Source organism: Paenibacillus sp. BJ-4, assembly GCF_020404765.1.
GTDB lineage: Bacteria > Bacillota > Bacilli > Paenibacillales > Paenibacillaceae > Paenibacillus.
Genome location: NZ_JAIVEM010000097.1, coordinates 40,947 through 54,394, shown reverse-complemented (window position 1 = coordinate 54,394; position 13,448 = coordinate 40,947). Strand labels below are relative to the sequence as shown.

At 47.2% G+C, this 13,448-nt stretch carries 16 protein-coding genes and 1 other annotated feature; of the genes, 8 read left to right on the top strand and 8 right to left on the bottom strand.

The features are described from left to right. Positions 1-94: 94 nt before the first annotated feature. Positions 95-316 carry an alpha/beta-type small acid-soluble spore protein gene (locus LCF57_RS16840; RefSeq protein ID WP_226001721.1) on the bottom strand — a complete coding sequence of 74 codons (222 nt, stop codon included), beginning with the start codon at positions 314-316 and terminating at the stop codon, positions 95-97. A 59-nt stretch (positions 317-375) separates the two neighbouring features. Here LCF57_RS16840 and LCF57_RS16835 point away from each other — a divergent pair, with 59 nt between their 5' ends. Further along, complete coding sequence (locus tag LCF57_RS16835; protein ID WP_157739706.1) at positions 376-603, top strand: hypothetical protein; 228 nt, start codon at positions 376-378, stop codon at positions 601-603. Between the two features lie 59 nt (positions 604-662). On the opposite strand, the gene trpS is transcribed toward LCF57_RS16835, so the two are convergent. Then, complete coding sequence (gene trpS, locus LCF57_RS16830; protein ID WP_226001720.1) at positions 663-1,652, bottom strand: tryptophan--tRNA ligase; 990 nt, start codon at positions 1,650-1,652, stop codon at positions 663-665. A 55-nt stretch (positions 1,653-1,707) separates the two neighbouring features. Continuing rightward, positions 1,708-1,965, bottom strand: a binding site (T-box leader). 143 nt (positions 1,966-2,108) lie between these two features. Between trpS and LCF57_RS16825 the strand changes: the two genes are divergently transcribed. Together LCF57_RS16825 and LCF57_RS16820 are read left to right on the top strand one after the other, a co-directional pair. Next, on the top strand, positions 2,109-3,074 hold the full coding sequence (locus tag LCF57_RS16825) for an aldose 1-epimerase (protein ID WP_226001719.1): 966 nt from the start codon (positions 2,109-2,111) through the stop codon (positions 3,072-3,074). A 90-nt stretch (positions 3,075-3,164) separates the two neighbouring features. Further along, positions 3,165-3,401 carry an alpha/beta-type small acid-soluble spore protein gene (locus LCF57_RS16820; RefSeq protein ID WP_226001718.1) on the top strand — a complete coding sequence of 79 codons (237 nt, stop codon included), beginning with the start codon at positions 3,165-3,167 and terminating at the stop codon, positions 3,399-3,401. A 124-nt stretch (positions 3,402-3,525) separates the two neighbouring features. Here the strand turns inward: LCF57_RS16820 and LCF57_RS16815 are convergent, their stop codons facing one another. Beyond that, positions 3,526-3,933, bottom strand: a complete 408-nt coding sequence (locus tag LCF57_RS16815) for an O-methyltransferase (protein ID WP_226001717.1) — start codon at positions 3,931-3,933, stop codon at positions 3,526-3,528. A 258-nt stretch (positions 3,934-4,191) separates the two neighbouring features. Next, positions 4,192-5,979: a M3 family oligoendopeptidase gene (locus LCF57_RS16810; protein WP_226001716.1), complete on the bottom strand. Its 1,788-nt coding sequence runs from the start codon at positions 5,977-5,979 to the stop codon at positions 4,192-4,194. A gap of 97 nt (positions 5,980-6,076) precedes the next feature. Between LCF57_RS16810 and LCF57_RS16805 the strand changes: the two genes are divergently transcribed. Beyond that, positions 6,077-6,247: a YycC family protein gene (locus LCF57_RS16805; protein WP_007431992.1), complete on the top strand. Its 171-nt coding sequence runs from the start codon at positions 6,077-6,079 to the stop codon at positions 6,245-6,247. Beyond that, entirely contained in the window at positions 6,244-6,480 is a 237-nt protein-coding gene (locus LCF57_RS16800; RefSeq protein WP_226001715.1) for a hypothetical protein, read from the top strand. The genes LCF57_RS16805 and LCF57_RS16800 overlap by 4 nt, the downstream gene beginning before the upstream one ends. Before the next feature lie 102 nt (positions 6,481-6,582). Here LCF57_RS16800 and LCF57_RS16795 read toward each other — a convergent pair whose 3' ends face one another. Both LCF57_RS16795 and LCF57_RS16790 read right to left on the bottom strand, forming a co-directional pair. After that, the gene (locus LCF57_RS16795) at positions 6,583-7,293 is read right to left on the bottom strand and encodes a DUF2225 domain-containing protein (protein ID WP_226001714.1); all 711 of its coding nucleotides are present in this window, start codon (positions 7,291-7,293) and stop codon (positions 6,583-6,585) included. A gap of 42 nt (positions 7,294-7,335) precedes the next feature. Beyond that, entirely contained in the window at positions 7,336-7,713 is a 378-nt protein-coding gene (locus LCF57_RS16790; protein ID WP_226001713.1) for a globin, read from the bottom strand. Positions 7,714-8,101: 388 nt separating this feature from the next. Between LCF57_RS16790 and ylbJ the strand changes: the two genes are divergently transcribed. Both ylbJ and LCF57_RS16780 read left to right on the top strand, forming a co-directional pair. Beyond that, entirely contained in the window at positions 8,102-9,394 is a 1,293-nt protein-coding gene (ylbJ, locus tag LCF57_RS16785; RefSeq protein WP_226001712.1) for a sporulation integral membrane protein YlbJ, read from the top strand. A gap of 68 nt (positions 9,395-9,462) precedes the next feature. Beyond that, positions 9,463-10,266 (top strand): NAD kinase, encoded by an 804-nt coding sequence (locus LCF57_RS16780; RefSeq protein ID WP_226001711.1) that lies wholly within the window; start codon positions 9,463-9,465, stop codon positions 10,264-10,266. A gap of 59 nt (positions 10,267-10,325) precedes the next feature. Here LCF57_RS16780 and LCF57_RS16775 read toward each other — a convergent pair whose 3' ends face one another. Further along, positions 10,326-11,147, bottom strand: coding sequence for a YutD family protein (locus LCF57_RS16775; protein ID WP_226001710.1), 822 nt, complete (start codon positions 11,145-11,147; stop codon positions 10,326-10,328). 24 nt (positions 11,148-11,171) lie between these two features. After that, positions 11,172-12,074 carry a lipoyl synthase gene (gene lipA / locus LCF57_RS16770; RefSeq protein ID WP_226001709.1) on the bottom strand — a complete coding sequence of 301 codons (903 nt, stop codon included), beginning with the start codon at positions 12,072-12,074 and terminating at the stop codon, positions 11,172-11,174. Positions 12,075-12,320: 246 nt separating this feature from the next. Here lipA and LCF57_RS16765 point away from each other — a divergent pair, with 246 nt between their 5' ends. Next, positions 12,321-13,424, top strand: a complete 1,104-nt coding sequence (locus LCF57_RS16765; protein WP_226001708.1) for a M23 family metallopeptidase — start codon at positions 12,321-12,323, stop codon at positions 13,422-13,424. The last annotated feature ends 24 nt before the right edge of the window (positions 13,425-13,448 follow it).

The window sequence follows — 13,448 nt, the reverse complement described above, 5'->3', positions numbered from 1 at the left end:
TCATGCGCGCAAAAAATCCGGAGCATGATCGCTCCGGATTTTTTTCATCACAGTTGCTCATAATACAGCTTCCAAGATGGAGTGTTTATGTGTATTACTGCAGACGGCTATTGCCCGACAAGGATTGCTCTGCTTGTTGGACCAGCTTTTTCGTGATGTATCCCCCAAGAGAACCTGTTTCGCGGGAAACGACATTACCAAAGTAACCGTCTTGAGGGATTGTGATGCCAAGTTCTTGGGCAGCCTCATATTTTAATTGTTCTAAAGCGGCGTTGGCCTGCGGTACTTGCAGGTTGTTTGAACGACGTCTGCTCATATTTGAATCTCCTTTCAGTTCTTTGTGAGTGAGGTTCATTGCAAGCTTGCAAGATTATTATGGCTCGCTTACACCTACTTATTCCTGAAATTCAACATTCAAAGCTGGAGGTTTTTACCATGAGCAAAGGTTTATCCCTATGGTTCGCCGTTTCATCCATTGTCCTACTGACAGCTGCCGCTATATCGATCAGTTATTCCGCATGGCTTGCCATTTTGCTCGGGCTTCTTTCTGTAGGCAACATCGGCTGGGGCTTCGTGGTCAAGGCACGCCAACGCCGCTCCTAGCCCATCCCTAGCACACAACTGATTGCGTTGACTGCCTGATGCCTTGACTATGTGTGCTTTTAGCGTAGTTGGGGCAGAAAGCCCATGCGCTCTTTGACCGCAGTCAGCGTGACTTCAGCGGCTTCTCGCGCACGTTCTGCGGATTGAGCCAAAATGCGTCCAATTTCACCGGATTCCCGGATATCGTGGTATCGCTGCTGCATTGGCTCAAGCGTAGCTACAATAGCCTCTGCCAGTTCTTTTTTGAACGTGCCGTACATCTGACCTTCAAAGCGATCCTGTACTTCTTGGAGTGACAAGCCGGAACATTGGCTGTAAATGCCCATCAGATTGCTAATTTCCGGTTTACCTGCCGGATCATATCTAACCTCACTACCAGAATCGGTAGTAGCACGGCTGATTTTTTTGCGTATGACTTTTGGTTCGTCCAACAGAGCAATATAGCTCCCCACATTCGGGTTGCTTTTGCTCATTTTTTTGGATGCATCATCCAGGGACATAATTCTCGCCCCTACTTCAGGAATGTAAGGTTCGGGAACCGTAAAATAATCTCCATAGCGGTGATTAAAGCGGCCAGCCAAATCACGTGTCAGCTCCAAGTGCTGTTTCTGGTCTTCACCTACCGGGACAAGATCTGCATTGTAGATCAAAATGTCCGCTGCCATCAGCGACGGATATACAAACAGCCCTGCTCCTACGGAATCCTTTCCAGCGGCTTTATCTTTGAACTGGGTCATACGTTCCAGCTCACCCATATTCGTCAGTGTTGTCATCAACCATCCCAATTCAGCATGCTGAGGAACATGGGATTGTAAGAAGACATTGGATTTCTCCGGATTAATACCTGCTGCGATAAATAATGCTGCTACCGCCTCTGACTGCTCGCGCAATTGAGCCGGTTCCTGCGGTACGGTAATCGCATGAAGGTCTACAACCATAAAGTAACATTGGTGATCCTCTTGCAATTTGACAAAATTTTTCATAGCACCGATATAATTGCCCAAAGTAAGTTGTCCACTGGGCTGAATACCTGAAAGTACAGTTTTCATGTCATCATTCCTCCTAAGGCTTAATTCATTTTGAACGCAAAAAGGCCCCGCATCCTCAAGGGACGCGAGACCGTGGTACCACCCTTATTCATTGCCGCCAGCCTAATACTTGTCGGGACTATGCCCATTGGCCGCCTGCAATCTTAAAGCTCCGTTAACGGGGAGCAATCGGCCGTCATACTGAGGATGATCAAATCCTGTTCTGTGCGGCACTCCAAGGTCCATTCAGCAATACAGGCTCACCGGTTCTCATCCACCACCGGCTTTCTGAAGAGCTTGTGCACAGCTTACTTGTCCTCATCATCGTGTTATCCATGTCATTACTTTCTAAATTACATTTAATGATAATTCCGTATAATGTTATTGTCAAATGACGATTGTGCTCTGCGATCAAAAATCTGTTATCATAATGACACAAAGCTTCAACCGATTATAGTGGACAAAGGAGCATGGAATATGAAACAAGTGACCAAAGAACACTGGAACGGTTACGACACGTATGTTTTACATAGCCCTGAACTGGAAGTTACGATGATCCCTCGCCTGGGAAATAATATTATTTCGGTGCGTGATCTGAAGCTGAACCGGGATATCGTGCGGCGTCCCGGCGAGGAAGAATTGGCCTTTTATTTACAAAAACCTTATCATTTTGGCTTACCGATTTTGATCCCACCAGGCCGAATCCGTAAAGGACAATTTGAGTTTGACGGTGTTTCATACCAGTTTGACCGTAACACGGCCAACGACAATCATATACACGGCCTGCACCGCAATCAATCCTGGCGCTGCAGTGATATTGAAGAGGATGAGGAAGGTTGCAGCGTAACTACCGAGCTTCTGACAGAAAGTGATCCGCACTGGATCGAGCAGTTCCCTACTCCTTTGCGTCTGGAGATGACTTACCGCTTGCAGGGGCCTGTATTAAGCCAAACGCTGCAAGTAACGAATCTGGGAGAAAAAGCAGCGCCCTTTGGCTTGGGTTATCACACCTGGTTTATGGTGGACGGAGAACCTGAGCGCTGGCGCCTGAAGCTGCCTGTGAACGGAGTATATGAGCAGGATGCTGAACAGCTCCCTACGGGTATGATTTCTTCTTTGGGTGAATTGGAACAGCTCTCTTCGGGGCTCTCTCTGAAAGGAACGAATCTGGATACTGTGCTGCGGGCATCGGAAGGTCCTGCTGAAGCTCTGCTGACTCGTGATGACGGTTATCAGATTCGCTATACAGCAGATGAGCAATACTTTAAGTATTGGGTGTTGTATACCAAAGGCGAATGCGATCAATATCTCTGCATTGAACCTTATACCTGGCTGTCTAATGCCCCCAATTTATCTGATCCTGTCGGAGAAGGCGGATTGATTCGTCTGGAGCCTCAGCAATCGATCAGCCTCAAAACTCAGATTCACATACACCAACCCTAATTTTTCTTTTTCTACTTTCCTTCCTTCGGCGCATATTTTCATAATACTGTCGCATACTAACCTCATCACAGCCGAAGGAGGTGACTACACATGAATGAAGCCAATCAAGGCAGAGGACGTCGCAGCAACACTTTGGTCGTTCCTCAAGCCAACAATGCATTGCAACAATTGAAATATGAAGCTGCGCAAGAACTGGGCATCACCATTCCGGCAGACGGTTACTATGGTGATATGCCATCCCGTGAAGCTGGTTCTCTGGGAGGCTATATCACTAAACGCTTAGTACAACTGGCCGAACAGCAATTATCAGGTCGTTCAGGTCAATAAGCGTCATTATTCCACTTGAGCATTCCGTTCTTTGAATTTAACAAAATGCGCATTAAGACGGGCATATAATAAAGGCGGTCTTCCATACGAAGACCGCCTTTCCTTTTACTCTTTGTATGGACGATTATTCCGAATTGGCCGCTCGATCTCGATATGTAGGCTTGTTATAACGGATCATGAGATTCGCCATGTTATAGTTCGATTCCAGCGTGGCATCCACCAGAATGGTCCCCTGCCTGACAGCAAAATCAAAAGCAATCTCACCGTGAGTCCAGCTACGCTTGTGATTTAACGTTTCCAGGGCCATACGGCGAAAATCATCACGATGCTTCGCAGATAATCCCGGCTCTACTGCTGCAAATGTGCCACCTTTCCCTGCAATGGGATTATGTCTGATCCCAAATTTTCCAATCACATTGTTGCGTATTTGTACAAATACGATGCCTGACGACAAGCCCCCCAGTTCATTATCCAGTTCTTTAAAAACAATATCCAGCTGCCTTATTAACGACAATTGACCTAAATCATCCATCAAAAAACCCTCCTATATACCTGTTTTATTTTTTGAATAGGTCTTACGGCTCAATTATATGTGAATATTTTTAACATTACAATCAAAATCAACATAAATGGGTATTTATAACTATTTTCTAGGTATATCCACTAATTTTAATTTCGCCATCAGGTAATATCCATAACACTTCGACATATTGTGACGTTATTCTTCATCTTCTGCAATAAATACAAAAAAGGCCTCCCTTGCGGAAGACCTGCTTGAAGTATATATCTGTTATTCTGTCATTTGCAAAAATTGCTCAATGTCCTGAATGGTGACTTGCGCAGCATTACGCCAAAAGTCAGCCTGTGTTAGATCGGTACCCAAATGCTTGGATGCCAATTCTTCCACCGTCATGCGACCTGTATCACGCAGTAAAGCATCATATTGATCAGCAAAACCATCCGGATTCTTTTTCGCAAAAGCGTAAATTCCTGAACTGAACATATACCCGAATGTATACGGGAAGTTGTAGAATGGCGTATTCGTAATATAGAAATGAAGCTTGGATGCCCAAAAATGAGGGTGCACCTCATCCAGAACACCGCTGAATGCTTCACGCTGCGCTTCCTCCATTAACTCGCTCAGCTGCTGCGCTCCTACGACCCCTTTTTTCCGCAATTCGTAAAAACGGGTTTCAAACAGGAAGCGGGCATGAATGTTCATGAAGAAGGCTACACCGCGCTGAATTTTGTCCTCCAGCAAAGCTACCTTCTCCTGACCTTCGGCTGCTTCCAGCAAAGCATCCGACACAATAAGTTCTGCCAGCGTCGACGCCGTTTCAGCCACGTTCATGGCATAATTTTGATTCAGTGGATGTAATTCGTTCATTACATGCTGATGATAACCGTGTCCCAATTCATGGGCCAGTGTCGAAACGTTGGATGGTGATCCGGCATAGGTCATAAAAATCCGGGTCTCTTTGCTCAGTCGCAAAGATGTACAAAAGCCACCAGGACGTTTTCCTGGACGATCCTCTGCTTCGATCCAGCTTTTCTCAAAAGCCATTTGGGCAAAATCAGCCATTCTTGGACTGAATTTACCGAATTGCTCAACAATTGTCGCGGCTGCATCGTCGTACGGGATTTTAGTGGTTGATGTTCCCAATGGAGCCTCAACATCATGCCAGGACAGTTTCTCTAACCCCAGCAATTTCGCCTTCCGCTCCAAATATTTGACCACAATTGGCTTCGTTTCATTAATAACCTGCCACATGGTATCGAGCGTTTGCGCTGACATACGACTGATTTCCAGCGGCTCCTTAAGCACGTCTGTCCAGCCCCGGTTCTCATATAGCTTAAGACGGAAGCCTGCCAGGTGATTCAGCGTATCCGCACAGTAGTCCTCAACCTGAGTCCATGCCTCTTCCCAACGTGCAAACACGTCCTGACGCACGCTGCGATCCGGTTCATCCAATTTATTAGCTGCCTGCCCTACAGACAGGTTTACGATCTCACCATTCTCTGGTACAGGGATTGTCATATTTTTGACAATCGTGTCATAAAAGTCACCCCAGCCATGGTAACCGTCTACACCCAAATCCAATGCAAGGCTCTCCAGCTCAGGAGCCATTTTTTCACGCGCTTCGTTCCGGTATTCAGTCAGGACAAAAGAAATCGGCTTGATGGCTTCACGCTCCATCCACTTCTGCCAAATGTCTTCACTGGTTTGTGCCAGCAGGTTCTGGAAGGATACCAAAGCACTTTTCCCCTGTGCGTACAGTGTATTCACGCGTGCACCCAGTTGGACGGCAAGCTTGTCGTGCTGATTTTGAGCAGTTAGACAAGAGACAAAGGAGCCTGCCTGTGATGCCCCATTAAACAACTCCTGTAAGCTATTCAGCACACTATCCAGACGCTCGGTATCCAATACCGTTTGCGGTACTTTCGCAGCTTTAAGCTGAGATTGCAACTGTTGAACTTTGCCCTCCATTTCCTCCAAAAATGCTTGAAATGAAGCCGAGGAGGAGCCTCCGCTGAATATAGATTCCAGATCCCATGTTTGCTTTAACGGTGTTTTCATAATAGTTCCACCTTTCTTTTTGGCGAATTCATGTGGTTTCATATACAATAAAGCTACATCGTGATGATAAAATCACTACAATTGGGAGGAATACAGGATGAGACCCTTACAAATTTCGCCGGAAACGGCTGTGAAATTATCCGAAAAGCTTGGCATTCCGCTGGAACACCTTATGCACACACCCCAGCACATTTTGATGCAAAAGCTGGCCGAACTGGCTAAAGAAGAAACCACTGACCCGAACGGCGGAGAGTCGGACAAATCATGATCCCTTTTCATAAAACCTGGCCTTACGACATTGTCATGGGAGACGTTTATGTACAGTCTTGTCCGTTTTGCGACCATGAGAATGTGTTGCTACCCCTGAAGCCGAAAGAGCTTAAGCTCATCCATGAAGGTATGAAAAAGCTGCTTGTGTTCCCGTGCTGCCATAACAAGATAACCTTGGTGGATTGTGACGGCGATTATTTGCTGTCAGATACCACACTCCGCCATCATTAATTCATGAGGCAGTTGCATGACAACTATAAGCAAGATAACTCGTCTTACAAACAAGGTGTGAACCATGAGCCTAAAGCGGCCATAGTACACACCTTTCTTTTTTCAAGAAGAGCTTGCGTCCTGCATTTCCTCTGGCAAACGGATATCCTTAGCCAGCATCTGCTCTCGCAGCACAGCCCATTGTTCACGGGAAGCCCGGATCATCGCTGCGTCCATAATTTTCTTATCATTAATGACACGCGAAAACCAGCGTACCGCTTCGTGGAAATTGCCTGTACGCCGATGCAATTCCCCAATCAGATAGAGCAGCTTGGCATTATTCGCTCCAACACCCTCCAGCTCATAGACCCGGATGTAAGAATCCAGACTAAATTGGAGAAAACGAAGCTCTTGTTCCTCATTTCCCTGGTATCGGTACATCCATGCGATATGTTGCAATAGACTGGCTATCACCCGTTCCTTTTCTCCGATCACCTGCGCACAGAGTAGACCCAGTTTATACGTTTCTAACGAATCTTCCCAGCTACGGTGACCGCCATATTCACGGGACTGCCACCGATTACCAATTTTGTCCTTAAATAGCTTGGTTTGCTGATCACTTAGCTGAACAGTAGAATGCTCTGTCGAGGTAAAGCCGCAATGAGGACAAACCCGTACAACGTAAAAATCGGGATTTTCATTTTTGTAATACGCACAAAAGTCTGAGTCTGTACGAATGGCCTTTTTCAGGCTTGGTCTGACACGGGACGTCTGAAATTCTTGTTCACAATGCGGACAAACGATTTTAATCTGATATAACGGTTCAAGTTCCAATGTGTTTACAACCCTCTCCAAAATTCGGCAATCCCCGTAAGCTTACGGGGTATTTACAAAATGATGCGCAGGACCAGACAAACGGTTAAGTATAATTGAACGAAGCGGCTCCTCAACGCCCGCATCCGTTAATGCACCCGCCATACAAGACAACCATGCCTCTGCTCGCTCCTCCGTTACGGGAAACTTCATATGTCTAGCACGTAACATCGGATGACCATATGCATCAGAAAACAGGGACGGTCCTCCAAAAAACTGGCTCAGGAACATGAACTGTTTTTCCTTTACAGGTTCCATGTCTTCAGGGAACAGGGGACTTAACAACGGATCTTTATAAACTCTCGGGTAGAAGGCCTCAATAATAGCACGAACACCTTCCGCACCCCCAAGGTTGTCATAAATGCTCAGGCTAGGATTCACTTTTCCCCCAACTTTCTGTGCTATGGTAATAAATATACACCCGTATTATAACAAAAAACAAAAAATGACGCTAAAATAAGCGTCATCTTATCTTTTTAACATATGAACAGGCTTGCTTGTGTTCCATATAACTAATAGCTTCGCCAATCCTCTTCACCGGGATGGACGCGAGAGACACGAATAACATACACAAAAGCACATACGAGCAAACCGGCAACGATACTCATCCTGATCACTCCATCCTTAAGATTATGGATCGTTGTTTTCCTATTTTAGCATACTCTTTACAAAAATACAGCCTTTCATGAAATCGCTTTCTTTATTTTTTTGTACTCTTTGTCCAGCCCGAACATAGGAATAATAGTACAACTCCAAAGGAGGGGCCTCTATGTCGCTGTACCGTCGTTACTCGCTTCCTTTGCTCATTCTTGTACTGATATCCCTATTCGTGCTTATGGCCGCGTATCCACAGTCTTCACTGAATGCCGGACTTCGGGGTCTTGCAATCTGGTGGGACGTGCTGTTCCCTTCTTTATTCCCTTTTTTCGTAATTTCCGAGCTACTTCTCGGTTTCGGAATTGTTCATTTCATTGGTGCGCTGCTGGACCCGCTAATGCAGCCTCTATTCCGTGTACCTGGCTGCGGAGGCTTTGTAGCTGCGGTCAGCTGTGCATCCGGCTACCCGATTGGGGCCAAATTAACAGCTAAGCTGTGGGAACAAAAATGGATCACCCGCATTGAAGGAGAGCGCTTGGTCGCATTTACAACTTCCTCTGATCCCATCTTTCTGATCGGGGCGGTTTCCGTTGGCTTCTTCCATCAGCCAGAAATTGCACTCGTGCTGAGTGCAGCCCATTACGGTGGCGTGCTGCTCATCGGCCTGCTCATGCGCTTCCACGGTACCCGTTCAGGGGATGCTGATATTTATAGCAGGCAACCTGAACCAGCATCCGGTAGTACCTCGGATATAAAGTCAAGCACGTCCCCTGCACAGCGGCCCGGGCAGCTACGTCAAGCCCTGTATGCCATGCATGCAGCTCGTTTGGAAGATGGGCGTCCGTTTGGCGAGCTACTCCGTCAGGCGATTACTTCCTCTCTACGCCTTATTATTGTCGTAGGGGGGCTGGTTGTATTCTTCTGCGTCATTCTGGAGGCTTTGACGAACTTAGGTTTAATGAGCGGGCTCCGGCTGCTTACGGCAGGCTTATTGACTGCATGCGGTCTTCCTCCTACGTTAACGGAGTCCATTGTGGGTGGTATTTTCGAGGTTACATTAGGGGCACAAGCCGCAGGTGAAGCCACAGGAGCGGCGTTACCGTTCAAGGTAGCCGCAGCAGCGTTTGTTCTCTCCTGGGGCGGGCTGTCTGTTCATGCGCAGGTCGCAAGTATTCTAAATATGACGAATCTACGGTATATGCCGTTCTTGCTGGCTCGGGCTGCGCACGGTGTTATCTCGGCACTGCTGGCTCTCCTGTTATGGCGTCCACTAATGGGCCAAGGAAGCTCGCCTGTGTTTTACCCGATATATGATATCACATGGTCTCCCGGCTTTTCGTCTGCCATGCTGTTGCAAAGCCTTCTGTTCCTTGCCTGCCTGCTGGCAGGGATGCTGACTCTGTCCTGCCTGAGCGTCGGAACAAGTCACTTATTCGCGCGGCTGAGAAGAACATACAGGCGATGAACGATTGTGTTCTTGCTCATAATTGATTATGATCGGTATATATACCCATGACAAAGGAGCTTTTCATCTTGAGATATTATGTTCTGGATCGCGGGGATCAGCACTCCATGGACTTGAGTCAGCAATTTCACCGTCTTGCCCAAGAAAAGAATTTCAAGCTGGATGCCGAATCGCCGGAAATCGTCGTGTCTATTGGAGGCGATGGTACGATGCTTCACGCGTTTCATACCTTCATCGACCGAATTCCGGATATTGCCTTTGTTGGTGTACATACCGGTCATCTGGGCTTTTACGCTGATTGGCGTGCGGACGAGCTGGAGGAGCTAATCAACCTTATGAGCCAAAGCGGATCTGAGGGACCGCTTAACCCGAGAATCGTCAAGTATCCGCTGATTGAATTGGAAATTCACAAAAAGTCTGGAAATGCCTCTTTTATCGCCTTGAATGAATTTACGTTAAAAGGGGTAGATGGCACTGTTGTTGCCCAGGTAGATATTAACGATATTACCTTTGAAATGTTCCGTGGTGACGGCATATGCGTTTCGACGCCTTCCGGAACAACCGCCTATAATAAAGCACTCGGCGGAGCAATGGTTCACCCTACTATTGAAGCATTGCAATTAACGGAGATCGCTTCCATTAATAACCGTGTATATCGTACGTTGGGATCTCCCTTGCTTCTGCCCAAACACCACCATTGTGATATTTTTTCGCGAAAGGATCAGCGTCTTTTATTGACTGTAGATCACTTGAACTTTCCTGTGGATGATCTGATCTCTGTTCGCTGTCAGGTCTCAAGTCAAAAAATCAGCTTCGCTCGTTATCGTCCTTTTCCCTTTTGGGATCGGGTACGCAATGCTTTTCTCAACTAGAACCTGTAAAAGAGCCGACTCGGCTCTTTTTTTATTACAAACAAAACGGTTCCTGAAACTCAGGAACCGTTTTGTTGTGGAGCTATGAATGTCTTATTCTTTTTACTGATTTCAGCTCTTTCAGTTCTCGCAGCTGGCCCCGCCTGACGCTGACCTTCGGAATCGCGAGGGACACGGGCTTGACGCCCCTCCCTGTTTTCCTTGGGTTGGCGCTCAAAGCGTGATCCACGGGATTCCTTCTTATCGAAATTCCCTTGCTGCTGACGTTGTTTCCGTGGCTCCCGGGCCTGCTGTCCTTCTCCCGGATTGCGTCCGTCCTTTGCTTCACGCGGTTCTCTCGGCTGACGCGATTCACGCTGCCGGTTTCCTTCACGACCTTCTCTGGGTGGGCGACTTTCCCGAGCTTCACGTGGTTGCTCCGTTCGCGGCTCCTCCGTTATCGTGGGATCCTGCTGCGATTGCGTCCATTCCCGTTCTCCAGTTGTATGCTGCAATATTTCTTGCTGCTCTTCAGTTTCTAACGTTCCCGCTTGTTCCTTTTGAGCATCTACCAGCTGTTGGATGTCTGGGGAAATGGATTCTTCATTGCTTTCGTTCTTGTTGACCACCTCACGGCTTTTTTGCAGCACAAAATAGGCACAGCCGAAATTGCAGTATTCATTAATGTAATCGTCCAGTACCACTATGGATGTATCCTTATTTGCTTTGGGATGCCCATCTCGATAAAAACCCTTCAGACGTAGCTGATTGTAACCCCAATCGCCAATAATATAATCATAGCGGTCCAACACTTCACTATATCGATCACGAAACGCTTCGGGATTCCACCCGTTCTTGTGATCCTGCAACACTTCATAGCTTTTACCACCGATTTGAAACAAGCTAATCTAACCGCCTTTCCCGGATCAAGCCTGCGAAAGGGCGCTTTTTTCCTTATGCTGAGCGGCGGACTTCACCTGCTCATGCGCTTGGTAGGAGCTGCGGACCATCGGACCGGATTCGACGTGGCTGAATCCCCGCTGTAATCCCTCTTCCTTTAACTTCGCAAAATCTTCCGGTGGATAATATTTTTGTACATATAAATGTTTTTCGGTTGGTTGTAAATATTGTCCAATTGTCATAATATCACAATCAACTTTTCGCAGATCATCCATGGTTTGCAGGATCTCGTCCCACTCTTCTCCGACACCCAACATGATGCTTGATTTGGTCGGAATGGACGGATTTAATTGCTTCGCACGTTGGAGCAGTTCCAGAGAGCGATGGTATTTGGCTTTGGCCCGTACTTTGTCGGACATGCGCTCCACTGTTTCAATATTATGATTCAAAATATCCGGCTTGGCATCCATGACGATCCGCAGCGATTCAATATCGCCCATAAAATCGGGAATCAATACTTCTACACTGCAAAAAGGCAGTCGGCGGCGAATGGCACGAACCGTTTCTGCAAATATAGTGGCGCCCCCATCTTTCAAATCGTCGCGAGCCACACTGGTTACGACGCAGTGCTTTAAGTTCATGTTTTCAGCTGCTTCCGCAACACGTTCAGGCTCCTGCAGGTCCAGTTCCGTAGGCATCCCCGTATTCACTGCGCAAAAACGGCACGCACGCGTACAAATATCACCCAAAATCATAAATGTCGCTGTCCTGTTGGCCCAGCATTCATATATATTAGGGCATCGTGCCTCCTCACATACGGTATGTAATGTCTTGGAACGCATCATGCTCTTGATTTCCTGATAGTTATCGCCTGTCGTAAGTTTAATACGAATCCAGTCGGGTTTTGCTTCCTTCACTTTTTTAGACAATGGTATAGACCTTCTTTCTGATGAGCTTAAGCTGTCACTGCCTTACATTATAGCATGAAAGCGATGGAAAAACCTCCATTCATTGTTCCCTTTTTGATATGACATCGATGCCGGAAAAGTAAATTCTTAATATGGATAAAAGCAGAGCATATGGCTCAATCTAAACCAAAGCGCTCTGCTCATGCGATGGATTGCGGGGCTAGAATTTACCGGGGCGATCCAAGCCCCTATAGGAGGTTGGTTCACATGTCTTACCCTGTACGGGGAGCCCGCTCTGTCCGTCTGTTATCGCTGCTGTTATGTGCTATTACACTAACAACATCCTGTCCACTTCCTGCTCATGCCTTTGACGAGTCCTTACAACCATCGTCATCCCGAAGTACCCTAAAAGCTATAGTGGGTACTTCACCATCTCAGGATGGGTTGTATACGTCGAGGCTTGCCTTATATCAATCCATCGAAGCCCTGACAGGGATTCCATGGTACAGGCTGGCTGCAATCGATCAATATGAACGAACACTTACAGTGGCCCATCCCAAAGATCGCAAGCATGCGGAACGGATTACGGGTATTTTTATTACAGGACCGATCTGGTCCGGCCTGATGAACCCAGATTCGGATGATCAAAATCCGCGCTCCATTGAAATATTTTCAGGACTGGGACAAGATGGTTCAGGCGATGGGATTGCTGACCGCGATAATGACAAGGACTTGCTGTATAGCATCGCTTCTTATCTCGGGAAATATGGGAACAACGAGGATGAATTTGGTATTGCCGCATGGGAGTATTACCATAACAGCCGCGCAGTGCAAAGAGTTCAGCAGTTTGCCAAGCTGTATCGGACCTATGGCAAGCTGAATCTGAATAGTCAAGCTTTTCCGCTTCCTTTAAGCAGCATCTACAGCTATCGCAGTACTTGGGGAAGTCGTCGCAGTTGGGGCGGTTACCGTATACATGAAGGGACTGATCTGTTTGCTGGCTATGGAGTTCCGGTTCGCAGTACCTGCTACGGGGTAGTCGAAATGAAAGGATGGAACCCATTTGGAGGATGGCGAATCGGTATTCGAGATCTCAACAACCGCTATCACTACTATGCACATCTTTCCGGCTTTGACAAAACTGTCCACAAAGGAGATATCGTTACGCCTGGTCAGACGGTAGGCTGGGTCGGAAGCTCGGGCTACGGAAAGCCAGGTACCCAAGGCAAGTTTCCACCGCATCTGCACTATGGTATATACCGGGACAATGGCTGGACCGATTGGTCCTTCGATCCGTATCCGTTATTAAGACAGTGGGAGCAGACCGAGCGCAAAGCACAAACAGGAAAAGCAAAAGGGGCCTCCTCGTAAGGTCCCTTTTTTTCCTGAGCACCT

Excerpts from the sequence above, each read along its gene's own strand:
- LCF57_RS16840 (WP_226001721.1), bottom strand. The coding sequence starts at position 316 with ATGAGCAGACGTCGTTCAAACAACCTGCAAGTACCGCAGGCCAACGCC.
- LCF57_RS16835 (WP_157739706.1), top strand. The coding sequence starts at position 376 with ATGGCTCGCTTACACCTACTTATTCCTGAAATTCAACATTCAAAGCTG.
- trpS (WP_226001720.1), bottom strand. The coding sequence starts at position 1,652 with ATGAAAACTGTACTTTCAGGTATTCAGCCCAGTGGACAACTTACTTTG.
- LCF57_RS16825 (WP_226001719.1), top strand. The coding sequence starts at position 2,109 with ATGAAACAAGTGACCAAAGAACACTGGAACGGTTACGACACGTATGTT.
- LCF57_RS16820 (WP_226001718.1), top strand. The coding sequence starts at position 3,165 with ATGAATGAAGCCAATCAAGGCAGAGGACGTCGCAGCAACACTTTGGTC.
- LCF57_RS16815 (WP_226001717.1), bottom strand. The coding sequence starts at position 3,933 with ATGGATGATTTAGGTCAATTGTCGTTAATAAGGCAGCTGGATATTGTT.
- LCF57_RS16810 (WP_226001716.1), bottom strand. The coding sequence starts at position 5,979 with ATGAAAACACCGTTAAAGCAAACATGGGATCTGGAATCTATATTCAGC.
- LCF57_RS16805 (WP_007431992.1), top strand. The coding sequence starts at position 6,077 with ATGAGACCCTTACAAATTTCGCCGGAAACGGCTGTGAAATTATCCGAA.
- LCF57_RS16800 (WP_226001715.1), top strand. The coding sequence starts at position 6,244 with ATGATCCCTTTTCATAAAACCTGGCCTTACGACATTGTCATGGGAGAC.
- ylbJ (WP_226001712.1), top strand. The coding sequence starts at position 8,102 with ATGTCGCTGTACCGTCGTTACTCGCTTCCTTTGCTCATTCTTGTACTG.
- LCF57_RS16765 (WP_226001708.1), top strand. The coding sequence starts at position 12,321 with ATGTCTTACCCTGTACGGGGAGCCCGCTCTGTCCGTCTGTTATCGCTG.